23 protein-coding genes, 1 pseudogene and 1 riboswitch are annotated in these 24400 nt (G+C 59.7%); of the genes and pseudogenes, 9 read left to right on the forward strand and 15 right to left on the reverse strand.

The features are described from left to right. Positions 1–258: 258 nt before the first annotated feature. On the forward strand, positions 259–1224 hold the full coding sequence (gene speB / locus ACR1XY_RS21040) for an agmatinase (RefSeq protein ID WP_480596151.1): 966 nt from the start codon (positions 259–261) through the stop codon (positions 1222–1224). A gap of 3 nt (positions 1225–1227) precedes the next feature. Here the strand turns inward: speB and ACR1XY_RS21045 are convergent, their stop codons facing one another. From ACR1XY_RS21045 to ACR1XY_RS21065, 5 genes are all read right to left on the reverse strand, one after another. After that, positions 1228–1920, reverse strand: a complete 693-nt coding sequence (locus ACR1XY_RS21045; protein ID WP_480596153.1) for a thiamine ABC transporter ATP-binding protein — start codon at positions 1918–1920, stop codon at positions 1228–1230. Next, on the reverse strand, positions 1907–3454 hold the full coding sequence (locus tag ACR1XY_RS21050) for a thiamine/thiamine pyrophosphate ABC transporter permease ThiP (protein ID WP_480596155.1): 1548 nt from the start codon (positions 3452–3454) through the stop codon (positions 1907–1909). The genes ACR1XY_RS21045 and ACR1XY_RS21050 overlap by 14 nt, the downstream gene beginning before the upstream one ends. Continuing rightward, on the reverse strand, positions 3430–4410 hold the full coding sequence (thiB, locus tag ACR1XY_RS21055; protein ID WP_480596157.1) for a thiamine ABC transporter substrate binding subunit: 981 nt from the start codon (positions 4408–4410) through the stop codon (positions 3430–3432). Before thiB ends, ACR1XY_RS21050 begins: the two co-directional genes overlap by 25 nt. A gap of 32 nt (positions 4411–4442) precedes the next feature. Continuing rightward, positions 4443–4547: riboswitch (TPP riboswitch) on the reverse strand. A 65-nt stretch (positions 4548–4612) separates the two neighbouring features. Beyond that, complete coding sequence (locus ACR1XY_RS21060) at positions 4613–7015, reverse strand: YbcC family protein (protein ID WP_480596159.1); 2403 nt, start codon at positions 7013–7015, stop codon at positions 4613–4615. A gap of 14 nt (positions 7016–7029) precedes the next feature. Then, positions 7030–8580 carry a proton-conducting transporter transmembrane domain-containing protein gene (locus tag ACR1XY_RS21065; RefSeq protein WP_480596161.1) on the reverse strand — a complete coding sequence of 517 codons (1551 nt, stop codon included), beginning with the start codon at positions 8578–8580 and terminating at the stop codon, positions 7030–7032. A 105-nt stretch (positions 8581–8685) separates the two neighbouring features. Here ACR1XY_RS21065 and ACR1XY_RS21070 point away from each other — a divergent pair, with 105 nt between their 5' ends. Next, positions 8686–9576 carry a LysR family transcriptional regulator gene (locus ACR1XY_RS21070; protein ID WP_480596163.1) on the forward strand — a complete coding sequence of 297 codons (891 nt, stop codon included), beginning with the start codon at positions 8686–8688 and terminating at the stop codon, positions 9574–9576. A 27-nt stretch (positions 9577–9603) separates the two neighbouring features. Here the strand turns inward: ACR1XY_RS21070 and ACR1XY_RS21075 are convergent, their stop codons facing one another. The 8 genes and pseudogenes from ACR1XY_RS21075 to pqqA all read right to left on the reverse strand — a co-directional run bounded on the left by ACR1XY_RS21075 (position 9604) and on the right by pqqA (position 14222). Further along, on the reverse strand, positions 9604–9882 hold the full coding sequence (locus ACR1XY_RS21075; RefSeq protein ID WP_480596165.1) for an oligopeptide/dipeptide ABC transporter ATP-binding protein: 279 nt from the start codon (positions 9880–9882) through the stop codon (positions 9604–9606). 138 nt (positions 9883–10020) lie between these two features. Next, the gene (locus ACR1XY_RS21080) at positions 10021–10170 is read right to left on the reverse strand and encodes a hypothetical protein (protein ID WP_480596167.1); all 150 of its coding nucleotides are present in this window, start codon (positions 10168–10170) and stop codon (positions 10021–10023) included. Between the two features lie 508 nt (positions 10171–10678). Further along, a pseudogene (locus ACR1XY_RS21085) lies at positions 10679–10867 on the reverse strand (IS6 family transposase); the annotation flags it as partial. 229 nt (positions 10868–11096) lie between these two features. After that, a complete protein-coding gene (gene pqqE / locus ACR1XY_RS21090) occupies positions 11097–12182 on the reverse strand; it encodes a pyrroloquinoline quinone biosynthesis protein PqqE (protein ID WP_480596169.1) in 1086 nt (361 codons plus the stop codon). After that, a complete protein-coding gene (gene pqqD / locus ACR1XY_RS21095; RefSeq protein WP_480596171.1) occupies positions 12179–12466 on the reverse strand; it encodes a pyrroloquinoline quinone biosynthesis peptide chaperone PqqD in 288 nt (95 codons plus the stop codon). Before pqqD ends, pqqE begins: the two co-directional genes overlap by 4 nt. After that, positions 12463–13206: a pyrroloquinoline-quinone synthase PqqC gene (gene pqqC / locus ACR1XY_RS21100; protein ID WP_480596173.1), complete on the reverse strand. Its 744-nt coding sequence runs from the start codon at positions 13204–13206 to the stop codon at positions 12463–12465. The genes pqqD and pqqC overlap by 4 nt, the downstream gene beginning before the upstream one ends. Next, positions 13203–14090, reverse strand: coding sequence for a pyrroloquinoline quinone biosynthesis protein PqqB (gene pqqB, locus ACR1XY_RS21105; RefSeq protein WP_480596175.1), 888 nt, complete (start codon positions 14088–14090; stop codon positions 13203–13205). The genes pqqC and pqqB overlap by 4 nt, the downstream gene beginning before the upstream one ends. 24 nt (positions 14091–14114) lie before the next feature. Next, the gene (gene pqqA, locus ACR1XY_RS21110) at positions 14115–14222 is read right to left on the reverse strand and encodes a pyrroloquinoline quinone precursor peptide PqqA (protein ID WP_170429904.1); all 108 of its coding nucleotides are present in this window, start codon (positions 14220–14222) and stop codon (positions 14115–14117) included. 140 nt (positions 14223–14362) lie between these two features. On the opposite strand from pqqA, the gene ACR1XY_RS21115 reads away from it, so the two are divergent. Next, entirely contained in the window at positions 14363–16441 is a 2079-nt protein-coding gene (locus ACR1XY_RS21115) for a 4Fe-4S binding protein (RefSeq protein WP_480596177.1), read from the forward strand. Further along, on the forward strand, positions 16438–17325 hold the full coding sequence (locus ACR1XY_RS21120) for an FAD:protein FMN transferase (RefSeq protein WP_480596179.1): 888 nt from the start codon (positions 16438–16440) through the stop codon (positions 17323–17325). The genes ACR1XY_RS21115 and ACR1XY_RS21120 overlap by 4 nt, the downstream gene beginning before the upstream one ends. Before the next feature lie 7 nt (positions 17326–17332). Here the strand turns inward: ACR1XY_RS21120 and ACR1XY_RS21125 are convergent, their stop codons facing one another. Both ACR1XY_RS21125 and pedF read right to left on the reverse strand, forming a co-directional pair. Next, a complete protein-coding gene (locus tag ACR1XY_RS21125; RefSeq protein WP_480596181.1) occupies positions 17333–18235 on the reverse strand; it encodes a substrate-binding periplasmic protein in 903 nt (300 codons plus the stop codon). A 19-nt stretch (positions 18236–18254) separates the two neighbouring features. Beyond that, positions 18255–18932 (reverse strand): cytochrome c-550 PedF, encoded by a 678-nt coding sequence (gene pedF / locus ACR1XY_RS21130; RefSeq protein ID WP_480596183.1) that lies wholly within the window; start codon positions 18930–18932, stop codon positions 18255–18257. Between the two features lie 173 nt (positions 18933–19105). Here pedF and ACR1XY_RS21135 point away from each other — a divergent pair, with 173 nt between their 5' ends. From ACR1XY_RS21135 to ACR1XY_RS21155, 5 genes are all read left to right on the forward strand, one after another. Then, positions 19106–20269, forward strand: a complete 1164-nt coding sequence (locus ACR1XY_RS21135) for an ABC transporter substrate-binding protein (RefSeq protein WP_480596185.1) — start codon at positions 19106–19108, stop codon at positions 20267–20269. Between the two features lie 55 nt (positions 20270–20324). Continuing rightward, positions 20325–21281, forward strand: a complete 957-nt coding sequence (locus ACR1XY_RS21140; protein WP_480596187.1) for a YVTN family beta-propeller repeat protein — start codon at positions 20325–20327, stop codon at positions 21279–21281. A 103-nt stretch (positions 21282–21384) separates the two neighbouring features. Next, on the forward strand, positions 21385–21837 hold the full coding sequence (locus tag ACR1XY_RS21145) for a cupredoxin domain-containing protein (RefSeq protein ID WP_480596189.1): 453 nt from the start codon (positions 21385–21387) through the stop codon (positions 21835–21837). Positions 21838–22053: 216 nt separating this feature from the next. Continuing rightward, positions 22054–22395 (forward strand): ATP-binding cassette domain-containing protein, encoded by a 342-nt coding sequence (locus ACR1XY_RS21150; RefSeq protein WP_480596191.1) that lies wholly within the window; start codon positions 22054–22056, stop codon positions 22393–22395. A gap of 121 nt (positions 22396–22516) precedes the next feature. Then, entirely contained in the window at positions 22517–24283 is a 1767-nt protein-coding gene (locus ACR1XY_RS21155) for a PQQ-dependent methanol/ethanol family dehydrogenase (protein ID WP_480596193.1), read from the forward strand. The last annotated feature ends 117 nt before the right edge of the window (positions 24284–24400 follow it).

The following is a 24400-nucleotide window of genomic DNA, read 5'->3' on the forward strand; positions in this document are numbered from 1 at the left end:
CGCAGAAAACCCCGTCACCCGATGGGGAAGAACAATCAGCCAAATCACACCATCCCTCGTAACAACTCCTATCAACGCCGCAGTGAATTAAAGGCGTAGACCACCGCTTTTCAGCGGCGTGTGCCGGCATTAGCTTGCGGTGTGCAACTCTTGTCTTATCATCCTGCGGACCGTCACCGGGCTGCTGGTGGCGTCACTTCAATTCACGCAGTTCCTGTCGGGCAGGCGTATCGGTAACGCATAAAGTACGGAGAAATCATGTCGGATCATGGCTATGAATCGGGTCGTCTGAACCTGCCCTTTGTCGGTATCGCGACCTTTGGCAAGAAGCCTTATGTTGAAGACTGGGACAAGATCGATGCCGATGTCGCTATCCTTGGCGCGCCGTTTGATTTCGGATGTCAGTACCGTTCGGGCGCTCGGTTCGGACCACGTGCCATACGCGAGGCCTCGACCCTGTTTAGTTTTGGCCACGCCGGGGCCTATGACCATGAGGATGACGCCACCTATCTGGGCAGCGATGTGCGTATCGTTGATTTGGGCGACGCTGATATCGTTCATACCAAGACAGACGAAAGCCACGCTAATATCGAATACGGGGTGAAAAAAATACTGGACGCCGGTGCCCTGCCGGTGACGATCGGAGGCGATCACTCGGTCAACATTCCCTGCATCCGTGCTTTTGCCGAGGATTGCGAAAAGAACGGCCCCATTCACTTAGTCCAGATTGACGCGCATCTGGATTTCGTGGATGAGCGCCACGGCGTCAGCCAAGGTCACGGCAACCCGATGCGACGGGCGATCGAAAAGGACTATGTCTCGGGGATGACGCAGTTGGGCATCCGCAACGTGTCTTCGACTGCCAGGGAAGGCTATGTGGATGCCCGCGCGCGCGGCTCGGATATCCTTTCGGTCCGGCAGGTGCGCAAACTGGGAACGGATGGTGTTCTGGACCGAATTCCCGAGGGCGCACGCTATTATGTCACCATAGATATCGACGCGTTCTGCCCCTCTATCGCGCCGGGAACCGGCACGCCCAGTCATGGCGGGTTTCTGTATTATGACGTGCTGGAAATCCTGCAGGGGCTGAGCAAGCGCGGCAACGTGGTCGGCATCGACTTGGTCGAGGTTGCCCCGGCCTATGATCAGACGGAAAGCACGCAAATCCTGGCGGCGCAGGTTCTGCTGAACTTCCTTGGTTTCATCTTCCACAACCGAAGATAGTGGCTAACCCAGATAGGCACGCAGACTGGGTGGCGGGTTGTCGAACAACTGCTCTGTCGCCGCGGGCGGATGCACCCGTTCGTCGGCCACAAGCACGGTCTGGTCGGTGATGCGGCGGGCGTCCTGCGGGTCATGGCTGACCATCAGCAGGGTTGTTCCGGTCTCGGTCAGCAACCCCGCAACAAGGTCCAGCATTTCGGCTTTCAGTGCGGGTCCCAGCGCCGCAAAAGGTTCGTCCAGCAACAGCATTTCACGGTGTTGCACGAGGACCCGGGCCAACGCCACCCGGCTTTGTTGCCCGCCCGACAACTCGGCCGGTTTGCGTCCCTCAAAGCCGGGCAGCGCCACGCGGGCCAACGCGATCTGGACCTGCGATTGCTCCTCGGCCGACAGCCGCCCGTTGGGGCGCAGGCCCAGAGCAACGTTCTGTTCAACCGTCAGATGTGGAAACAGGTTGCCATCCTGAAACAGCATCGCCAGCGGGCGCTTGCCAGGAGCGAGACCGGAGATGCGCTGCCCCTGCCACAGGATTTTCCCCTGTTTGAGGCCGCGAAACCCGGCAATAGCCTCCAACAGCGTCGACTTTCCCGCGCCGGAGGGGCCGACGATAGCAACGCTGGACCCGGCTTCGACAGAAAAGTCAGCCTGCAAGGCGAAACCGCCATTCTCAATGACGCAACCGTCAAGTTTCAGCATGTAATCGCCCTCCGCGATCCAAAAGCCAGAACGCCCCCATCGAAAGCAACAAAAGCAACAGCGCCGCCCCGGCCGCCGCCTGCATTTGATAGGCCCCCATCAGCCGGTAAATCTGCAGCGGCAAGGTTGCGATCTGCGGATCGGCGAACAGGGCGATCACGCCGAGATCACCCATCGACAGCGCGGCCGCAAGACCTGCAGCAAAGCGGATTTGCGGGCGCATTCGGGGCAGCAGAATCCGGGTGAAGAAGGTCTTTTTGCCTATGTCCAATGACAGTGCCAGTCGCCCATGCCGCTTGACCACATCCCGCGCCGCAGGCACCAGAATACGCAGGGCGAATGGCAGCGCCATAACCGCATTCACCAGCGCCGTCACCGGCAGCGCCAGTGCGGTTGGGTTGGCCACCGGACGGATCAGGATGAACAGGCCAGTTCCGATCACCAAGGGCGACGCCGCCAGCCCCAGAATACCGCTGAGTTCGACGATCCCATACCGCCCGGTCGCAACGGCCATGGCCATGGGCAAGGCCAGCACCAACAGGACGGCCGTACTGGCCGCCGCCACCAGAACCGAGATCAGCGCGGCGCGGAACACCAGCGCAGGCATCTCGAACAGCCCCGAGATCCCCGAAATGACCACTGCCGCCAAGGGCAGCAGCAGAAACGCCGCCGCCGCCAGTATCCAAAACGTGTCAAGCACCGGCGCGCCGCCGTCCCAGCGGCTGATGGCCCGGTCCAGACCTGCCCCAAACCCATCTCCGCGCGAGAACTTCAAGGCGGCCAGTGCGGCCACCGCAGTCAGGGCCAGTTGCAAGGCGGACAACAGCGCCGCCCGGCCAAGGTCAAAATCATAGGTAAAGGACTGATAGATCGCGAGTTCAATCGTCGTCGCGCGTGGCCCTCCGCCCAAGGTCAGGGCGACGGCAAAACTGGTCAGACAAATAGCGAAGATCACGGCCAGTACACCCGGCAGGATGCGCCTGAGCATTGGCAGTTCGATCAGACGAAACATCGCCATCCCGTCACAGCCCAGTTGCGCGGCCAAACGAAAGCGTTCGGCCGGGATTTCCTGCCAGGCCTGCAGGATTAGCCGCGTGGCCAGCGGTAAATTGAAAAATACATGTGCCAGCACAACGCCGTGCAACCCGTAGATCCGCATCGGCGGCAAACCAAAGAACCCCAATACCTCCGAAATCCAGCCCGCGCGGCCAAAGACCTGCAACAGCCCGAGGATCGCCACAATGACCGGCAGAATGAACGGCGCCCCGAGCAAAGCAATCAGAAAGCGTCGTCCCGGAAATCGCCGCCGGGCCAGTGCCCGCGCAACAGGAACCGCTAGCGCTGCACTGAACAGGGCCGACAAAACCGCCTGCACAAGCGTGAACCGCAAGGCGGCCCAATCCGCCGGGCCGAATCCACCTGCCGCATCAGCCCGCAGGGCTACGGCGGCGAGTGTCCCCAAAATCAGCGCGGCAACCATAGCCGCCGCGCCAACACCCGGCCAGGGGCTTACTGGCTGAGCGCGCTCAGCCATTCCGCAAGCGCCTGTTCCCGCATCACCGCGGCCTCATCCGGAGAAAACAGCAGGGATTTTTCCGGCTGAATCAGCGTCTCGAACCCTTCGGGCAGACCAACTGCCGGGGTCACCGCCGGATACATCCAGTTGGTGGTCGGGATGATCTGCTGGAACGCATCTGTGACCATGAAGCTCAGAAACTGATCCGCCAGTTCCGGCTGATCGGACCCGGCCAGCTTGGCCGCAACCTCGACCTGCATATAGTGCCCTTCGTCGAAAGCGGCCGCCGCTTTGCTGGCGTCTTCCTCGGCGATCAGGTGATAGGCGGGCGAGGTGGTGTAGCTGAGGACCATGTCGGCCTCACCTTCCAGAAACAGGCCATAGGCCTCGGACCAGCCTTTGGTCACGGTAACGATATTGTCGGCAAGACCGGCCCAGACATCTGGCGCCTCATCGCCATAAGCCGCCTGCACCCACAACAGCAGTCCCAGACCGGGGGTCGAGGAGCGCGGGTCCTGAATGATGATCTTGGTGTCACCTTCGGCCAGTTCACGGAAGTTCGCAGGAGCCGCAGCATCCGCGTTATGGACAAAAGCGAAATAGCCCCAGTCATAGGGCGCGAACACGTCATCCGTCCATTCGATCGGCAGCGTGTATTCGGCACTGACTGCGCTTGGGGCAAACAGGCCAGTTTCCTTGGCCGCGGTGATCAGATTGGTGTCCAGCCCCAACACCACGTCGGCGTCCGAGTTCTCGCCCTCCAGCCGGATACGCGATAACAGCGCCGCGCCGTCCTCGACGCCGACAAGGTTCAGCTCGCAGTCACAGACCGCCTCAAACGCCTCTTTCACCTGCGGGCCGGGGCCCCAGTCCGAAACAAAGCTGTCATAGGTGTACACGGTCAGCTGAGGTTTATCGGCCGCCATAGCCGTGGTTGCGCTCAGGATTCCCGCAGCAATCATCAGATGTTTCATGTCATCCTCCATTGCGGCGAGAGGGCAAGGATGGATGAAACCGTTACCTTTCCCTCCGCCGGTTCTAGCCGGTTCAGGTTCAACGGGTTCGCCTATGGCATCTCAGCGTGGCAGGCCACGCACCCCGAGGTGAGGCTCTGACTAGGCGGGAACCGACCAAAAGACAACCCGTTTCGCATGCTGTCCGTTGGTCGGCTTCACCTTATTCCGCCGCGATGACCTGATCGGACGGGGCGCTGATCGGGGTCCAGTTCAGGTCTCCGGTATAACGCCAGGCCAGCTTGCCCTGGTCGTCCATGGCGATCAGATGCAGCCAGCCGTTGTCGAACAGCGCCTGCACCTGCGGGTGCCGATCAAGAATGCCCGACATCGCCTCGGGCGGTGCTTCGACGACAACCGACAGGCGAAGCGGTTCATGTTGATAGCTTTCGCCATCATGGATCGACTGCCACGGTAAGCCCGGACGGGGCGCGCCGTTGTTGCCTTCAAGCACACCGATACCACCGACCACATTGTGCAGCAGCTTGTTGCCGCCGCCGAACAGGGCGGGCGCCACGGTCGAGCCGTAATATTGCAGGCTGATCCAGCTGACGACCACCACCGGGGCGGTCATGATCAGTTCCAGCACGCCAAAGCCGTCATCCTTGCGCCAATCGTAATTGTGCAGGAAGGCTTGCCCTTCCAGGTTCGCCCCGTCCGTGCGATGACGCGGGGCTATGATGAAGGCACGGCATCCGGCCAGGCCCCATTCGGGGCGGGTTTCAGCCCAGTCCTGCGCGCGGCGCTGAATATCCGTGGCGTTGTCGGCGCGCGGCAGACGTACCGCGCGTTCGGCCCGGGCAAGCTGCCCGGCCACATCCAGCCAGGTTTTCACCTGCGCCAGATCACCGGCCCGGTCGCCGGGCGGCAAATCCTGTTCATACAGGCTGACCCGATCTGTTGTGGTCGAGTGCATTGCTGCGACAAACAGGGTGTCGGCGGGGATGTCGATCCCCTGCCCAACCAACCCCGAACGGACCTGCGCATCGTTCAGCAGCCCGGCCAACAGCCGCGCGTTCACGTCGCCCGAATGACCTCCGCACGCGCCACAATGCAGCGCGCTTTCATGCGGGTTGTTGGTCACCTCGGCCCCGTGCCCGACCATTAGAACGATCCTGGCGAAACTGTCGGTCAGAGACATCGCCGTCAGCACCGCCTTGGCCATGCCAACGCGAGTGTCCAGATCGATGTTCGGGTCCAATTGAGGTGTCGGGTCAACCTTGGACTTTCCGGCAACCCCCAATGCGTCGCGCATCAGCTTTCCGGCATACAAGGGCCCGGTCGCCTCGACAAAAGCAAACGAGGATACAGCGGCCAGCTTGAACCGGCCCCAGGCCCGCTTGGCCCGGGCCGAGTAACGGCGGGCCAGATCCGCACCCGCCGGTTCCTTGGCCTGAGAGCACACGGATGGCTGTAACAACACCGGGCCATGGACCTCGGTGACATCCGACCCCGCTGCCTTGTGCGCACTGGCAAGGCCAAAGAACCCCGCAAACCCAAGCGTTTCGATCCCGGGATCCTGCGCCTCAAACGCGCGGCGGAACACCTCGGACCGGACGTCGATGCAGAACGCGGCCTGCACCTGCGCCCGACCATCGGCTTTGCGCGCGGTGCCCGAAAGCAGCCTTTCTCCCAATGCGCGTTGTTGTGCCCGTTCGGCGGCCTCCTGCAGAGCAGCATCGATCACAAATTCGGCGGTTGGCGTCACCGGTGCCGCATGCGCGGCCACAATCTCTGCCCATCGCTCGGCGATCTGATCTTCGTAAAGCACGAACAGCGCCTCATCGAAGACCATCCGCACGGCCAACAGCTCGGTCACGGTATTGTTCTGTTCACCTTTCAGCTCAGCTTCCCACTGCAGGTAGCGCGCGTATTGCGCCCATCCGCCCAGGGTCGTCAGCCACCGATGATAGGCGGTAGCGGCTGCCTCGGTGCTGAGCCCTAGCCGTTCGGACGACCGGCCAACTGCCCGCCAATGCGATCGGTTGGTACCCGCAACAAAGGCGCCAAACCCGGTTAGACCCTGAATTTCCGGCGTCAGGTCGCGAGAGGCAAACTCGCGCCAGACGCTGAAAGCGCCTCCGGTCCGGGCCTGTTGCCACAAAGCCTGCCCTTGATCGAAATGGCTGGCCGCCCAGATGCCGATGCGGTCCTCAATCAGGGCAGGCCAGTCCGTACCGGAAACCTCGGCCGCCAGTTCAGCCACAGTGGGCAAAGCTTCGGTATGCGGTGCCTCCGTTTTCAGCGAAACCATGACATCCTCAAGGCTTGGGACGTTGAACGGTCCCTCAATTGAAGAAAGCGCATCCAGAATGTCCGCCTCGGTCATCTCACCCGTACGCAACTTTGCAGCCCAATGTGTCCGATCAGGTGTGATCCGTGTGCCCGCAACCCGCGCCAGTCGCGCCGAGGTCACGGCCAGCGGCTCGTCGCTTTGGCCGAGAAACGGGTTCACCGCGACATTCGAAGATAAAGGGAACAAGGGCGGGATCGCATAAGCGGCGGATTTGGCTTCGGCCACCAGTTCCAGAAGTGGTGCGGTATACGCTTCGAGCTTTGCAAACATCGGTTCAGTTCCTTTCAGGCTGCGGACCGTCTGGACCAACCGTCCAGCAACTTGTCGAAAATCGCGTTGGCATAAAGACCGTTTGACAGGTGAACCCGCAGGCCCGCCGCTGCCGGGTGCGCCGCCCACAGCGGGAAAGTCGCCTGCGCCACCGCAACGAACCCAAAACTCAGCAAGGCCAGCACGATCAGCGCCCATTCCAGCGGTCCCGGCGCGGGGGTGGCGGGCAAGGCTCCGGCGGTCACATGCTGCGCAATGATCTGCAGCACGAAGTAACTGACCGAGGTCACCAGCGCATAGACCGCCGTGCGCTGTGTCAGCTGACGCGGCGCGGCATCGGCAAAGCCCTGCGCCAGCAGGTAAGCCACGCCGAAGATCAGGATGACGCCAAGAGTAATGGCCTGAACCGACTTGCCGTCAAAGCCCAGCACCGTCCCGACCAAAGCATAGATCACGATCGCTGTCCCGAAGGCCCGTAGCACGTTGCTGGCACTGGGCACCGCAATGGGACCGGGTCGGTGAATGGCGGTAACGTTTTTTACCGCCTCACCCGAGCTGAGGAACGCATGCGCTTTGTACAGCGAATGCGCCACGATATGCAGCAGCGCCAGCGGGAACAGCGCAAGCCCACACTGCATAACCATGAATGCCATCTGGGCAATCGTGGACCAGGCCAGCGAGGTTTTTACCGCAGGTTGGGTCAGCATCACCAACCCACCAAACAGCGCGGTGAACCCGCCCAACATCACCAGCAGGGCCATCACTCCGGGCGCCGCCAGCATGACATCGGCAAAGCGGATCAACAGGAATCCACCCGCATTTATCACACCCGCATGCAGCAGGGCCGAAACCGGCGTCGGGGCCTCCATCACCTCGGTCAGCCAGCCATGCACTGGGAACTGGGCCGAGGCCAGAACTGCCGCGACTGCGATCAACAGCGCCGCCGTCGTGGTCAGCCAGTTGGACTGAACCGTCGTCAGGATCGTGTGGATATCGGTGGTTCCGGTTGCCGCGATCAGCAGAACCACGGCTGAGGCCAGGGCGCATTCACTCAGCCGTGACACAATTGCCTTCTTGCGTGCGGCGCGTTGTGCAGTTGCGCGGTCCGGGTAGAACAGCAGTAGCTTGTGCAGAACCAGACTGGTCGTGGTCCACGCAACCAACAACTGGATCAGGTTGCCCGACATAACCAACATCAGGACCGAAGCCAGCACCAAGGCCATCCATTGGGTGAATTTGCCCTGTCCGGCCTCGCCATCCATATAGGTCACAGAATAGCGCAGGACGATCCAGCCAATGAAGCTGACCAGCACCAGCATCACCGCGCCAACCGCATCCAGCCTGACTGACAGCCCAACGCCGAAGGCTCCGATCAAGGCCGACGTGCCGGGGCCGTAGATCACCAATAAAAAGGAAGCGGCGGAGGCGATCACGAAGGCGGCAAAGGCCGCGGCTTCGGCCAGTTTCGGCACTCGGCCCGGGCGCAGTCCCGGATGACGCCCTGCATAGATTGCAGCAGCGATCAGGATCAGCGGGCTGAGGAGTGGGAGATAGAGATACAACATGGTGACGTGTCCCTGGGTTATCCGTTTGGGACAATCAGTTAGGACAGATTCTGTGTCATTAAAAATTCATTGTTCTTCTTATTTCGTTCTACTAAATAGAACGTTATGCCACTGAACTATCATCACCTGAGGTATTTCTGGGCCGTAGCCCATGACGGGAACCTTACCCGTACGGCACAACGGCTGAACCTGTCGCAATCCGCCTTGTCGGTGCAAATCAAGCAATTAGAGGAACGGTTAGGCCACGATCTTTTCGAGCGTCGCGGTCGTCAATTGTACCTCACCGAGGCCGGACGCATCGCCCTGGACCATGCGGATGCGATTTTCTCGACAGGACAAGAACTTGTCGCCACTCTGACCGAGACGGTGCAGACCCGCAAAGCCTTGCGCGTGGGGGCCTTGGCGACCCTGTCGCGCAACTTTCAGATCGGATTTCTACGCCCCATCCTGTCGCGGCCGGATGTCGAGGTGATCCTGCGGTCCGGTAGCCCGGCCGAGTTGATGGAGGGGCTTGAGACGCTGAACCTCGATCTGGTTCTGATGAATCGCCTGCCACCGGATGACAGCCTAACCCCGTTTGAGACTCACCAGATCGCCGAACAGCCGGTCAGCATCATCGGCACGCCCGACCGGCTGGACCCCAAAACGCCGATCAAAGAGCTATTGAAAACGCAACCTTTCATCTTGCCCACCACCGACAACAGCGTGCGCACAGCGTTTGATGCCATGGCCAGCCGCCTGTCAGAACGCCCGCAAGTCGCGGCCGAGGTCGATGACATGGCGATGGTGCGACTTTTGGCGCGCGAGGATATCGGGCTGGCCCTTGTCGCGCCCATCGTCGTTACGGACGAACTGAATTCAGGGCGGCTGGTCGAAGCGCAGGAACATCCGCGCATCAAGGAAGCCTTCTACGCCATCACGCTGCGCCGCCGTTTTCCCAATCCGTTGGTTCAGGACCTGCTGTCACACGATCCTGACCCCATGCTTTTGCCCTGACCGCCACGAGCGGAAGAAATCGTACTCTTACGTGTAGTGACAGGCAACCAAATGTTCCGGTTCAACCGCGCGCAATTCGGGCGCTTCGGCGCTGCATCTATCCTTGGCAACCGGGCAGCGCGTGTGAAACCGGCACCCGAACGGAGCGGCCAGCGTGTTGAGAGTTTCGCCCCGGAGCCGGATCGGATATAACCCCGCATCCGGGACGGCGGTGCAGATCGCGCACTGCAGAACTTGGATATAGGGGGTGTTTCGGCGCAAAGAACAACGTTTCGGTTGGGGCGCATTCGGCGAATTTCCCGACATAGAGCTCCGTGACCCGGTGCGACATTCTCACCACGACGAACAGATCGTAGGTGACGTACAGGGACGGGACACCCATCTCGGCCAGAATCGACACATCCAAGGCTGAAACGCCTTCGTCGCAGAGCAGATGTTCCAGAATTAGCCTGCAGCGCGCCGCGATCTCGCACACACGGGCATCCATCTGTTTTCCTTGATCGTGCTTGCGGCCGCCAGCGGCTCGGTATTGATATCGCGCACGGTCATGCGCTGGTTCAGCGAGGAATACGTATCCTGAAACACCAGTCTCATCTTGGACGGACCTTGCGCAGCTCGGACTCGGAAGCATACGGCAGATCGATGTCACCTTTTTTCTTGCGGGTCTAGATCGGGACGTGGGCGGGCAGGTCCTTGACCTCGATCAGCGTATCGCTTTTGGGAATCATGTCGCGCTCTGATCTTTGTCACCGTGCCGCCGGCAGAGCACAGTGAGGCCCGGCATCGGGGTAGGTTCAACAAGTTCCTTCGCGTCTCAAATGCCGGAAGTGGCCCGTGCGCCTATGACTGGGAACTCGAAGTCGGTCAACCGGCTCAAGGGGCCGGGAGTATCACCCTGCACCGGTTTAAGCCGGTTATGCGAATGCTCGATGCTGTGGGTCGCGTCAACATCGCCGGGATGTACAGCCACGGGGTCTGCTCGATGGGCCGCACCGATTGTGCCTGCTGCAGAAGAACTCCCCTCAATACCAAGGGTGGACTCAAGCCGAGCCAGACGAAGAACAGCGCTTTGGCAGAGAACTAGGCGACGGCTGGACGCTTCCCGCGCTCGCACTGCGATCATCGATGAAGACTTCACAACCCACCTGTTGAGAGTGGCGAGGTCCACTTGAACGCCACGTTCGGCCATAATCTCTTCTAAACTCCGATACGACAAAATGTGTCGCAATTAGAAGTACACAGCATACAAAACTGCATCCTTGGGAAAATGGCCGCCGTTCAATGAGACCATGCTGAAACCTGTGAAAGAAACATATGCTGAGAACAAAAGTCGGAACCTGCGTGATCGCCAATCTAGACGAAAAAGCTTGCGACACACGCTGCAGGTCACACAGCCCGGCAATTAATGATACATCCCAAAAACGACTGCTCAACAAACCATTTATTTTGCGCAAGTTATTAGGCAGGCAACCAGCATTTAAGCGCACCGTGACAACAAAGCCCCTCAAAAAGGTTCACTTTTACGATACCGCCCCCCGCCACAACATGGGCGTTTCTGTCGGCTTAGCCGCCTGCTCGAGAATCTTGGTGATCAGACCATGGTTCGGGGATTTTCCGCAAACCGGATCCGAGGCCGACGCGTCCCCGGAGATGGCCAGCGCCTGGCAGCGGCAACCACCGAAATCGATTTCCTTTCGGTCACAGCTCTGACACGGCTGGGGCAGCCAGTCAGTGCCGCGATAGGCATTGAACGCCGGGCTATCGAACCAGATTTCCGCAAGCTTTTTATCCTGTACAGATTCGAATGCTAGATGCGGAATACTCTCGGCCGCGTGGCACGGAAGAACTGTCCCGTTTGGCGTCACGTTCAGCCCAGTCGATCCCCAACCGCCCATGCAGGATTTGGGGAAATCCGCATAATAGTCAGGCGGCACGAAGTCGAAGGCCAACGTCCCGCGCAGCCGGTTTTCAGCCTCGGCCACGATACGTTTGGCCTCTATTGTCTGCTCACGCGTTGGCAACAGGTGATTGCGGTTCTTCGTGGCCCAGCCGTGAAACTGCACGCAGGCCACTTCAAGCCGGCGCGCGCCCATCTCGACCGCCAATTCGATGGTGCGTTCCAGAACGTCCAGATTATGCCGGTGCATCACCGCATTCAGCGTCAGAGGAATTCCCCGGTCTCTGATTTCGGCCGCCACCTTCATCTTGCGATCAAATCCGCCCCGATACCCGCCAACCCAATCCGCCAGCTCCGCATTGGTACCCTGCAGTGAAAGCTGGATGTGATCCATCCCCGCCGCTTCTAACGCATCCAGCCGTCGCGGGGTCAGACCAATCCCACTGGTGATCAGATTGGTATACAGCCCGGCATCATGTGCCCCCTGCATCAATTCCACGATATCCGTGCGCGATGCAGGCTCACCGCCCGACAAATGCAACTGCAGAACACCGAGCTCTGCCGCCTGCCGAAAAACATCGACCCATGTTTCAGTGTCCAGTTCGCTGTCACGACCCAGCAAATCGGAAGGGTTCGAACAGTAAGGGCAAGCCAGCGGACAACGGTGCGTCAGTTCCGCCAGCATGGCGATGGGTGAAGGTACACTCATAAGTGGACCCCCAGAAACATCCGGGCGCGCAACCCGATCATGAACCGCTGCACATCCTTGGAAATCTGCTCTTCGGGGGCGTCGTAAGTCGTTGCGAGGTCAGCAATGATTGCGCCAAACTCGGCGTTGCCATCCACCCGGGACAAAATAGCTTCGCCAATCTTGTCCAGAGCTATGGCCTTTTCAGGCGCCAGCAGAACCTTGCCGCCCCGCAGCCGGTCCTCCACCATTCGAACACCACGCGGCAGATAAGGGCGATCCGTATCGGTTAGCGCCAGGCTCATGCCATGCCTTCTCCGGGCTGCCAGGCACCGGGCGGAATGCGGCCCGGTTCCACATATGCTCCCCACAAGGCATCCAGCTGCGCCCACAGCACATTGGTCTTGAAGATCAACGCCTCACAGGCCGCATCCTCCTTTACCGGCGTGTCGGCGTGCTCCAGAACCCATGCCAATCCGAATTTTACGTCCTTTGGGGCCTCGGTCAGACGTTTTTTGAAATACGACATGCTTTCGGCATCGGCGAAATCATAGTGCTGCAACATACCCTCAATGCGGCGTTCGTGGATCGAGGGCGCGAACAATTCAGTGAGCGACGAAGCCACCGCCTCGAGCAAAGGTTTATCTCGTACATAGCGGATATAAGCGTCCACAGCGAATTGCGTGGCTGGCAGAACCCCCCGTCCGCTTGCGACATAATCAGGGTCCAGCCCTACCGACTCGGCCAGCTTCAACCAGCGGCGAATTCCTCCGCCACCGTCCACATTACCGTCGTGATCCTCGATCCGGCTGCGCCATTCCCGCCGCATCTGCGGATCGCTGCACCGGGACAGGAAAGCGGCATCCTTCATCGGTATCGCTGCCTGATAGGCCCAGCGGTTGATGACCCAGGCCCGCACCTGGTCCGGATTACATTGCCCTCCGTGCAGCATGTGGTGAAACGGGTGCTTGTCGTGATAGCGTTCGGCCCCGATCGCACGCAGCCGCTCTTCCAGTGTTCCGACGTTGCGGCTGTGTGCGTTCATGTCACTATCTCCATCCCATCAGCAGCGACGCGCCAGCCCTGAGCGTGAACAAATGCGCGTTCCGGGCCGTCCGGCTGCCAGACCGGGTTTGTGTTGTTGATGTGTATAAAAGTCTTGTCTGCCTTCAGCCCGGCCAGTCGGGCAATCGAACCTTCCGGTCCGCCGATCGAGATATGCCCCATTCGTTTTCCGGATTTCACGCCGGTTCCCGACCGGATCATCTCGTTGTCGTCCCACAGCGTGCCGTCAAAGAACAAATGGTTCGCATCCGACAAGGTTTCCAGAAGATCCACGGTCACATCCGCGCATCCGGGAACGTAATAGGCCACGGTCTGCCCGTCGCTCAGGCGAACCCCCACAGTCTGTTCCCCGACCATATCGGTCTGAACCGTCTCGCCTTCCATGAACAGCGGCACCTTGCCCGGCACCGGGAACACCCGGGCCTGCAATCCCGGCAGAACCTCAAAGCCGTGGCCGATCTTAATCCGTTCCCGCGAAACCTTTTCCGCGTTCACCGCGTCAAACACACAGTTGCCCTCCAGAACCTTGTGGATCTCGGAAGTCGCATAGATTGTGAACGGCGTCTGCTCGCGCAGGGAAAGCAATCCGGCGATATGGTCGATATCGCCATTTGTCAGCAAAACTGATGCAATAGGTGAACCCCGCAAGCCGCGCGGATGCATCGAGGGGCAGGCCATCATCTGGGCGCGAATATCGGGGGATGCATTCAGCACCGCCCAATCGCGCCCACCCAGAGAAACGGCCAGCGATGACTGGCTCGCCGGGGCGATCTTGCCGCTACGAGCATCCTGACAATTGGAACAACCACAGTTCCACTGTGGCAGTCCGCCACCTGCCGCCGCGCCAAGAACCAGAAACCGCATGGCCGTTACCCGTTCAGACGCGGTTCAAAACAGATCGCGTTCGTATTCGCGACCTTCGTCCTCGGACGGCGCGTACATGTTGATTTCCATGCCGCAGTTCACTTCTTTTAGTTTGGGTGCTGTCCAGGCCATCTTACTTCCTCCGCTGGCTGGTTAGAATGCCGTAAACCTACCAACGAGCCCCAATCTTGCGTATTGGCCTTTGGTCGTAGACCGGGTCTGCGACCAATGTCCAATAGGGTGCGCGCACCTCCGCTGCGTAGGGTCGTTCCATGCGCGTTATTTTGTTCACACTGCTGTTCTGCCTTTCGGCGCGCCTTGTTCCGGCCGCGCCGCTGGACCGGGCGACGCTTTCCGAGCTTATCATGCCACCGTTCTCCCTCGGTGATCCCATCGGTGACAACGGTGTCTATCAGTTGCTGAACTCGGGGGGGGCCAAGGCAGGATATGTTTTTGAAACCGAACCGCTTGCCCCCCTGCCCGGCTTTTCGGGATCGGCGATCAACGCGCTGGTTGTCCTCGATTTAGAGGGAATATTCCTGGACGTACGCCTGATCGAACACAATGAGCCGATCTTTGTGTCAGGCTTGGGCGAAGCTCCGTTTCACAGATTTTTCGAACAATATCCCGGGTTATCCATTTCCTCATCCATCGTCGTCGGAACCCCCTATGGCAGCGGTGGGACCGGTTCGTCGCTGGTCTATCTGGATGGCGTCACCAAAGCCACAGCCTCGGTTCGTATCGCCCATGAATCGGTTATGGCCGCTGCCCTCGCCGTCGCACGGGAGAAGATGGAAGGGATTTCGACCATTCCGCCCGCACATCCCGATCCGGAGTATTCCGAAGCCCTGACATGGGAAGATCTCGTGTCGCAGGGCATCGCAACCCATACAGTCATTTCCAATGCTCAGGTCAACGACGCCTTTGACGACACCATTTGGGAGGATGACGATCCCGAGGCCCAAACTGACCCGGACGCGCCTTACCTCGATCTCTGGATCGTGGATCTCGGTCCACCCTCCATCGCCCGCACGGTCTTGTCCGATGGCGGGTTTCGCGAGTTGCAGGACTTTCTCGCAATCTCACCGAATGACGAACCGATTCTGGTGATTGAAACCGCTCGTCACGGATTGGTCAGCCCGGATTTCGTGCGCAACACCGCGCCGGACTGGCTGTCTGCGGAACAAGACGGATTGCCGGTTGCGCTGCGCGACAGCGATCTATTTGTCGAACTGTCGGACAACTTGCCTGGCGAGTTGCATGACGGGGCTATGATGATCCTGCGAACGGACCGGCGCCTCGGGTTTGATCCTTCCCGGAAATGGACCCTGAACGTCGCCGCCATCCGCCAGCACGGCATGTTCCAGCCTGAAACCGGCTCTATCAATCTGCCGGTCACCCACGCAACCGACGAGCGGTTTTTCTCGCGCGCAAAAGCAACAAAGGCGAGCCCCCCCTGGTTGGATGCTCTGCGCGCGCGGCAGGCCGACATGATCATTCTGACCCTGTTCCTGACCGGCCTGACCGCGCTGCTGTTATTTGCCCAGAATCCACTGGCACAAAGCCGCACCCTCATCCCGGCTCGACTGGTGATTCTTGCTTTTGTGACAGTGTTTGTCGGCTGGTGGGGCCAGGGCCAGCTGTCAGTTGTCACGGTGCTGGCGGTTGTTCGTGCCACGTTTGAAGGCGGCAGTTTCGCCTTTTTGACCTATGATCCATTTTCGCTGCTGATCTGGGGGGCCACTTTTCTCGGGTTCGTTCTTTGGGGTCGCGGTTATTTCTGCGGCTGGCTCTGCCCTTTTGGCGCGTTGCAGGAATTCGCCCATTACCTCGGACGCACTCTGAGCCTGCCCCGGCTTGAACTTTCACCCGCGTGGGACTCACGATTCAAGCTTTTAAAGTACGCGGTGCTGGCGGGTCTTTTCATCACTCTGTTCACAGCGCCTGACCAATTGGACAAAGCCGCTGAGGTCGAACCTTTCAAGACTGCCATCACCACGTACTTCATCCGCGACTGGGGCTATGTCGCCTATGCTGCAATCTGGCTGATCCTGGGGATGGTGCTGTTCAAGGGGTTTTGCCGTTATGTATGCCCGCTGGGTGCGATGATGGCCATTGGCGGCTTGATCCGGGGGCGCGACTGGATCAAACGGAGAAGGGAATGCGGGTCACCTTGCCAACTGTGCAGGGCGAAATGCGCCTATGGCGCGATCCGTCAATCCGGCGCAATCCGATATTCCGAGTGTTTCGGCTGCCTTGATTGCGTCGCCATCCACAACGATCGAAACCGATGCGTACCTTTGATAATCGCTTCGCGGCGCGCCACCAAACGGATGGAGGCAGCCGAATGAGCCCGTTATCCCGCCGCCGGTTCCTGACCATTTCCGCCGCCGCGCTGGCAACGCCCGCCATCGCAACCCCGCTGCGCTGGCAGGGCTACGCCATGGGAGCACGGGTTTCAGTGGTACTGCATGCTCCGGAAGATCAGGCAAAACCCGCCCTTGATCAGCTGAGGCAGTTACTGCCGCGCCTGGAGCGTCTGTTCAGCCTTTATGACAGCAACTCCGATCTGTCCCGCCTGAACCGAAGCGGCAGGCTGGACGCACCCCATCCGGATTTCGTCGCACTTCTGGAACAGGTCGGTCAGGTTAACAGCGCAACAAGCGGGCTGTTCGATCCGACCGTACAACCGCTTTGGCTGGCGCTTGCACGGGGCGAGGACCCCGCACCGACGCGCGCTTTGTTGGGTTGGGATCGCGTAATGGTCTCACCGCGGGTTGTTAGACTGGATTACGGTCAGGCGTTAACCCTGAACGGGATCGCGCAGGGCTTTGCCACCGACATTGCCCGGCAGGTCCTGCAGCAATCGGGCCTGACCAGAACGCTGATCAACATCGGAGAATTTGCAGCCCTCGGCGGCCCCTTCCGCATTGGCGTGGAAGACCCTGATTTCGGACTAGTCGCCACCCGCACGTTGGAAAACCGAGCGATTGCCACATCCAGCCCTTCAGCACTGACACTCAGCGCGGATCAGAGCCATATCCTGCACCCTAACGGGAAACCGCGCTGGTCCACGGTCAGCGTCGAGGCCGACAGCGCTGCCATTGCCGACGCGGCCTCGACCGCCTTCTGCCTGATGTCTGAACCTCGTATACGTGATGCGCTGCACGCCCTGCCCGGAACCCCGAAAGCGACGTTGGTCGATCACCACGGGGATCTGAAGACCCTGGGATAAAGCCGCTTCAGCGCAATTCCGGTGGCGCGAATGTCAGACCATATTCGGCGAATATCTGCGCCACGCGCCCATCTTCTACCCCGGCAAAAACCGCATCTCCAACTGCATAGGCCAGTGGCCGATACGCAAAATGAACCGCAACCCCGGCGGTCCATTTCCCCACGGCAAAGCCCGGCAGCGGTGGGCTATGCACTGCCAGATCTTCGGTTGCGCCGTGTTCCAGCTGCGCCCGAGGCCCCATCGCCGCCATGGTTTCACCCACAGCCAGCCCCGCCATGGCATCCGCCATCGAAGGGAACCGGGTCACATTGTGCGACAGCTGCCCACCGGGAAAGGATGACAGGTAGAAATCGGCAATCGAGTCGTTCTCGACCCCGACCGTGTCAAAGCGGAAATAGGCCGGAACCGGTGGGTCCTCCGGATAGGCTTCTTTACGATAGGCGATTGCGATTTCTTCGACATGGTACTGCCCGGTGAAAACCACCTGTTCAACCCGGCAGGCAAATTCGCTGTCATAAGGCACATGCAGCATGACATTGGCCACACTGCCGCCGACGATAGGGCCTTTCCAAATCCAGTTGCGCAGATCGGTCTGCAGATCCTCGCCTGGCGCCACAAGATTGAACCGGGCCTCGACGCCCAGCTCCTGCGCGATCAGGCGTCCGATCTCAACATCCACGCCCTTGATCTTCCCGTCCTCCTCGAACGACCAGGGCGGAAAATCCTCGTAGGCGGCAAAGGTAATGAACCCGCGTTCCTGAATCGTATCGAGATCCTGCCCAACCCGATCCCGCGACACGTTTTGGGGCTTGGCTTGGGGCACATGATCTTCGCATCGGGCTGATGCGGTCTGTGCCGAGGCACAGACAACCGACAGGGAGAAAAAAGTTCCGGTAAGAAAACGTTTCATGTGCCCCAATCTGTATTTTCTAGTTGGCTGCTGACAGACCGATGGTCAGGACCTCGGCCGCACCGGCAAAATCCGGTTGATCGCCGGAAATCAGGCTCGCCGCACGAAAGGCAACGCTGTCGGCCACGGGTGCTCCGGAGCCGGTCGCCACACCTTCGGCAACCGTATTCAACTCGCTGCGCAGGGCTTCGACATCACCTGTGCCACCATCCGCCATTGCGGTCAGTTCATCCCGGATCTGTATCAGCCGTGGCGTCACATCGTCCAATTCACCATCATCGGGCCGGGTCTCGATATAGGTGCGGATCGCCCATGCGGCCTTCTGCCCCAGCAATTCGCCAAAGGCGGGCATCTTGGTGATACCATTCTGGGTGTATCCGGTCTGGAATCGTTCGACAAACCATTCGTCGCCATATTCTTCGGCTTCGAGATAGCGCAGATCAGGCGCCAGCCCACCGGACACACCTCCCAGACCGTGGCACCGGGCACAGTTCTGATTGTAACCGCTGTCTCCGATCTCTATTGCGGCCTTCCAGACCTCTTCACCCTGATCGCGATAAGGGTTTTCGATCAGCCACTCTTCGCCCACATCCGGCAAAGCATCGGTATTCATCGGTTGCGGTGCCACATCGCCATGAGCATGCGCCATCGAACTTGCGGTAATCAGGCCAATCGTGGCCATGGACAGTCTGAACATCTAGTCCTCCCGTTCGTGTGTTTCCCACTCAGTTTTTAGCGGAGACGAACACACGCTCGATACGAGACTTAAGTTCTAGATCAGCCGATTCACCATACGACCATGGTCCAATGGCCCCCCCTGTCGATCAGGCCTTAGCCTTGGAGTAACCGAAAACCTTTTGGTGAGGAAACATGCGAAATCTCATGCTCACATTCACTGTCATGATGATTGCAGCTGGCACCGCGGTTGCCGAGATTCGTATACCAATGGTCTTTCTCAAGCAGGAAACCGACCGCCCTCCAACTCTGTCGAACCTTGACCCAATCCCCGACGACCTGGGCGAGAAGGGCGCCCATTTGGGGTTGAGTGACAACCAAACCACCGGGGCTTTTCTCGGCCATAAGTACCACCTGGAAACCGTGGTGATCCCCGTGGGAGGCGACCCGCTCGCGGCTGCGGGCCAAGCGCTGGAACAGACGCCTTTCCTGATCCTAGATGTCCCGGCAGACACCTTGCTGAAAATTGCCGACCTGCCCGCTGCGGGCGACGCCTTGCTGTTCAACACTTCCAGTGCCGACATGAGTTTGCGCAGTCAGAACTGTCGCGCCAACCTGTTGCACACTTTGCCGTCCTACCAGATGCGCAGCGACGCCATGATGCAATTTGCCCGCACCAAACGCTGGGACACGCTGGCCCTGATTTCCGGTGAACACCCGCAGGACCAAGCCTTTGCCGATGCTTTGCGCCAAAGTGCCGCTAAATTCGCCCTCAGCATCACGGCCGAAAAAACCTGGAGCTTTGATGCGGATATGCGCCGCAATGCAGCGCAGGAGGTTCCTCTGTTGACGCAAGACCTCGGCACATACGACTTGCTGCTGATCGCCGACGAGCTGAACGATTTTGGCCGCTATATTGCCTTCAACACCTGGCTGCCGCGCCCGGTTGCCGGCTCCGAAGGGCTCAGGCCCACAGCCTGGGCACCAGTGGTCGAACAATGGGGCGCGGCCCAATTGCAATCGCGGTTCCGCGACCTGGCCAACCGTCCGATGCGGCCCCGGGACTATGCCGCCTGGACCGCCATTCGCACGATTGGCGAGGCCGCGACCCGCACCAATAGCTCGGAACCCGCCGATCTTCGCGAATTCATCCTGTCGGATACATTCGAACTGGCTGGCTTCAAGGGCCGCCCGCTCAGTTACCGCAAATGGAACGGTCAGCTGCGCCAGCCGATCCCGCTGGTCACCCAAAGTGCCCTCGCCGCCCAGCCACCGCTCGAAGGGTACCTGCACCAGCATAACGAGCTTGACTCGCTGGGCCTCGATGCGCCGGACAGCGCCTGCAAAGCCTTCCAATGACCTGCTTTCATCTATTTCGAAAATTCTCGCGAGAGGCATCCAACGGAGCCGCACAATGAAACACCTGCTCTTCACTGCCGCCCTCAGCATCACGACGCCGCTTCATGCCGCCGAGATCTGGGTTACCAACGAAAAGGACGACACGATCAGCGTGATTGATGTGGACACGCTTGAAGTTACCCGAACGATTCCAACCGGCGAGCGCCCGCGCGGCATCACCTTTTCCAAGGATTACAGCCGCGTCTATATCTGTGCCTCGGACAGCGACACGGTTCAGGTAATGGATCCGAATACAGGTCAAATCCTGCACGACCTGCCATCGGGTGAAGACCCGGAACAATTCGTTCTGCACCCCAATGACCGCCATCTCTACATCGCTAACGAGGATGACGCGGTAACCACTGTAGTCGACACCGAAAGCCGCAAGGTGATCGCCCAGATCAATGTAGGCATCGAACCTGAAGGCATGGCCGTGAGCCCCGACGGCAAGATCGCCATCACCACCTCGGAAACCACCAACATGGCGCATTGGATCGACACCGAAACCCGCGAGTTGTTCGCCAACACGCTGGTTGACAGCCGGCCGCGTCACGCCGAATTCACCGCAGGCGGTTCCGAGCTCTGGGTGAGTTCCGAGATTGGCGGCACCATCACTGTTTTTGACACAGTCAACCAATCCGAGAAGGCCAAGATCGAATTCGCTGTCAAGGGCGTGCATCCCGACCGTGTACAACCCGTCGGCTTCGAATTCACCGAAGACGAAAAGGCCGTTTTCGTCGCACTGGGCCCCTCAAACCACGTCGCTGTCGTCAATGCAGAAACGTATGAGGTCGAGGATTATATCCTTGTCGGCCGCCGGGTCTGGCACATGGATTTCTCCCCGGACAAATCGCTGCTGTTCACAACCAACGGTGTTTCGGGCGACGTGACCGTGATCGACGTGGCCAGCCGCGAGGCGTTGAAATCCGTCAAAGTGGGCCGCTTCCCCTGGGGCGCGGCGATGCGACCGTAACGCTCCCCATCCGCCATCCTCCGCCTGGGCTGCCAGTTAGGGCACGCGCGATGCAAGTCCGGTGCCTATTAGCCCCAAAAAACGAACCGACAGGAGATTAACCGTGCTAACCAAACCCCTAACCGTCGCCCTTCTGACCCTGGTTCTGCCCGCCGCTGCCATAGCAGATAACAACGATGACGAACCCCAGTTCGGCATGGCCGGCCTGCTCTCGGCCACCAACAAGGAAGATCTGCCGCCGATCATCCTCTCTGCCGGCATGCCCCTGACGGACGCCCCCTGGGAACTCAAATCCGGCACTTATTACGAATTCGAAATCCAGGGCGACGGCAGCCAGGAGCTGGCGCTTGTCGGCTCTGAATTCTTCCGCGCCATCTGGATCGACGAAATCGTGGTCGAAGGGCTCGAAATCCGCCCGCTGGGGCTCGACAGTATCGAGTTTGATGAGGCCGGCGAAATGGAGATAGGCTTCATCGCACTGAAACCAGGTCGCTACCATCTCAAGGTTCCCGGCTCTACCGGCGAGACCCAGAAACTAGAGATCGCCATACAGTGATCTGCCTCAGTGTCCAAAACCTGAGCTATGCCAAAAGTACGAAACAGGCGTGGGACGATAAGAATTTTCACGTCCCGTCCGGCGCTTTCTGTACGTTGCTGGGTCCGAACTGGGCCGGGAATCCACCCTGTTCGGCCTTCTAATCCGGCTGTTTACGTCCCCCAAGACCGCATCGAAATTGCCTAACACGACATGGCAAGGGACCCCCGCATTGCCTTGAAAAACATCCGAGTTGTCTTTCAGCAGCCCACGTTTGATTTGAATCTCTCGGTTATACTCACCCTCACCTATTTCGCCGCGCTACACGGATTGCCGGGCAAGCTGACCCAATCCCGCGCCGATGCCGTTCTGGACCGGCTCATCACGCGCAACCGGTCAAAGGAAACCGTGCGCAACCTCAGCGGTGGTCACCGGAGGCGACTGGAAATCGCCCGTTGCCTGATCCAGCTGCTCAATGGCATCGCGCTGATGTGGACCTGTGTTGCCTCAGTGGTGTTTCTTGGCTTGTCGGTCAGGGGGTTCGATCCCGCACGGGGGCTGACACGGCGCATGACCTGATCTGTCTTACGACCTTTGTGCAATACCCCGGGGTCAACCTGTTCCCAATAATGCACATAGCCGGAAACCCGCGCGACTAGGCGCCTGGCTTTGGAACAAATACATCATGGGAGGAGCCCACATGAATCGCTTTATCACTGCAGCAGTTGCAGGGGTCATGTTGGCTGGCGCGAGCCACGCCGGAGTGACCGAAGAAGAAATCAGGAATGACCAGTCCGTCACGTCGCAGATCGTGACCAACGGTATGGGACGCCACCTGCAGCGTTTCAGCCCGCTGGACACGCTGAACAAGGAAAACATCCATAAATTGATCCCGGCCTGGGCCTTCAGCCTGGGCGGCGAAAAGCAGCGCGGTCAGGAAACCCAGCCTCTGATTTATGACGGGGTGATGTATATCACTGGCTCTTACAGCCGTGTCTATGCCATCGACGTGAACACGGGTGAAGAGCTTTGGCAGTACGACGCACGCCTGCCCGAAGGCATCTTGCCCTGTTGTGACGTGATCAATCGCGGCGGTGCCATCTATGGCGACAATTTCTATTTCGGCACCCTGGATGCCCGCATCGTGGCGTTGGACCTGAAAACCGGCGACGTGAAATGGCGTAAGAAAATCGCCGACTACAAGGCCGGCTATTCCTATACAGCCGCACCGCTGATCGTGGACGGTCTGGTCGTGACCGGTAACTCGGGTGGTGAGTTCGGCATCATCGGTGAAGTGCAGGCGCGCGACGCCGAAACCGGCGAGCTTGTTTGGACCCGCCCGGTGATCGAAGGTCACATGGGCACGCTCAACGGTGAAGAATCCACCATGACCGGAACGCTCAACGCGACTTGGCCGGGCGATATGTGGAAAACCGGTGGAGGCGCAACCTGGCTGGGTGGTTCCTACGATGCCGACACCGATACGCTCGTCTTTGGTGCCGGCAATCCCGCACCCTGGAACAGCCATTTACGTAACGCCGGCACCCCGACAGAAGGCAACAAGGGCGACAATCTCTATGCCGCCAGCCGCATCGGCATCGACCCGAAAACCGGTGAGATCAAGTGGCATTTCCAGACCACCCCGCGCGAAGGCTGGGACTATGACGGTGTCAACGAAGTGGTCGCTTATACCGACCGCGAAGGCAACAAGCGCTTTGCCACCGCCGACCGTAACGGTTTCTTCTACGTGCTGAACCGCGAGGACGGTGCTTTTGTCAGCGCCACGCCTTTCGTCAAGGACATCTCGTGGGCCAGCGGCATCGACGAGACTGGGCGCCCGATCTTTGTAGAGGAAAACCGGCCCGGTAACCCGGCAGATGCGGCAGACGGCAAGAAGGGTGACGTGATCTTTGCCTCGCCCTCGTTCCTGGGCGGCAAGAACTGGATGCCGATGGCGTTCTCGCAGCGCACAGGAAATTTCTATGTCCCGTCGAACGAGTGGGGCATGGATATCTGGAACGAACCGATCTCGTACAAGAAAGGCGCCGCATATCTGGGCGCAGGCTTCACCATCAAGCCCAATTACGAGGACCACATCGGCAGCCTCAAGGCGATCGACCCCGACACCGGCGAGGTCAAGTGGGAATTCAAGAACGACGCACCGCTTTGGGGCGGTGTGATGACCACTGCCGGCGGCCTCGTCTTCACCGGCACGCCGGAAGGCAAGTTCATCGCCTTTGACGACGAAACAGGCGAAGAGCTGTGGTCGTTCCAGACCGGTTCGGGCATTGTTGGCCAGCCCGTAACCTGGGAGCAGGACGGCGAGCAATATGTCTCGATTGTCTCGGGATGGGGCGGCGCGGTTCCTCTCTGGGGCGGTGAAGTGGCCAAAAAGGTCAACTATTTGAACCAGGGTGGCATGGTCTGGACATTCAAGCTGCCCAAGGAACTGGCTGCAGCCGACTGATCCGGCACCGATACACTCAACCAAGAACGCGCACTCCCGAGGTGCGCGTTTGTCGTTCTACGACTTTAGGCGTATATCCTGCTAAGCCGCTACTTTGGTATGATGGCAGGCAACGCT

The organism is Ruegeria sp. AD11(2025) (assembly GCF_056542405.1).

Coding starts and splice junctions, on each gene's coding strand:
- pqqC (WP_480596173.1), bottom strand. CDS start 13,206: ATGAACGCACACAGCCGCAACGTCGGAACACTGGAAGAGCGGCTGCGT.
- ACR1XY_RS21080 (WP_480596167.1), bottom strand. CDS start 10,170: ATGAGACTGGTGTTTCAGGATACGTATTCCTCGCTGAACCAGCGCATG.
- pedF (WP_480596183.1), bottom strand. CDS start 18,932: ATGTTCAGACTGTCCATGGCCACGATTGGCCTGATTACCGCAAGTTCG.
- pqqE (WP_480596169.1), bottom strand. CDS start 12,182: ATGAGTGTACCTTCACCCATCGCCATGCTGGCGGAACTGACGCACCGT.
- ACR1XY_RS21120 (WP_480596179.1), top strand. CDS start 16,438: ATGAGCCCGTTATCCCGCCGCCGGTTCCTGACCATTTCCGCCGCCGCG.
- ACR1XY_RS21050 (WP_480596155.1), bottom strand. CDS start 3,454: ATGGCTGAGCGCGCTCAGCCAGTAAGCCCCTGGCCGGGTGTTGGCGCG.
- ACR1XY_RS21075 (WP_480596165.1), bottom strand. CDS start 9,882: ATGTCGGGAAATTCGCCGAATGCGCCCCAACCGAAACGTTGTTCTTTG.
- ACR1XY_RS21115 (WP_480596177.1), top strand. CDS start 14,363: ATGCGCGTTATTTTGTTCACACTGCTGTTCTGCCTTTCGGCGCGCCTT.
- speB (WP_480596151.1), top strand. CDS start 259: ATGTCGGATCATGGCTATGAATCGGGTCGTCTGAACCTGCCCTTTGTC.
- pqqA (WP_170429904.1), bottom strand. CDS start 14,222: ATGGCCTGGACAGCACCCAAACTAAAAGAAGTGAACTGCGGCATGGAA.
- pqqB (WP_480596175.1), bottom strand. CDS start 14,090: ATGCGGTTTCTGGTTCTTGGCGCGGCGGCAGGTGGCGGACTGCCACAG.
- ACR1XY_RS21065 (WP_480596161.1), bottom strand. CDS start 8,580: ATGTTGTATCTCTATCTCCCACTCCTCAGCCCGCTGATCCTGATCGCT.
- thiB (WP_480596157.1), bottom strand. CDS start 4,410: ATGAAACATCTGATGATTGCTGCGGGAATCCTGAGCGCAACCACGGCT.
- ACR1XY_RS21135 (WP_480596185.1), top strand. CDS start 19,106: ATGCGAAATCTCATGCTCACATTCACTGTCATGATGATTGCAGCTGGC.
- pqqD (WP_480596171.1), bottom strand. CDS start 12,466: ATGAGCCTGGCGCTAACCGATACGGATCGCCCTTATCTGCCGCGTGGT.
- ACR1XY_RS21125 (WP_480596181.1), bottom strand. CDS start 18,235: ATGAAACGTTTTCTTACCGGAACTTTTTTCTCCCTGTCGGTTGTCTGT.
- ACR1XY_RS21070 (WP_480596163.1), top strand. CDS start 8,686: ATGCCACTGAACTATCATCACCTGAGGTATTTCTGGGCCGTAGCCCAT.
- ACR1XY_RS21060 (WP_480596159.1), bottom strand. CDS start 7,015: ATGTTTGCAAAGCTCGAAGCGTATACCGCACCACTTCTGGAACTGGTG.
- ACR1XY_RS21155 (WP_480596193.1), top strand. CDS start 22,517: ATGAATCGCTTTATCACTGCAGCAGTTGCAGGGGTCATGTTGGCTGGC.
- ACR1XY_RS21140 (WP_480596187.1), top strand. CDS start 20,325: ATGAAACACCTGCTCTTCACTGCCGCCCTCAGCATCACGACGCCGCTT.
- ACR1XY_RS21045 (WP_480596153.1), bottom strand. CDS start 1,920: ATGCTGAAACTTGACGGTTGCGTCATTGAGAATGGCGGTTTCGCCTTG.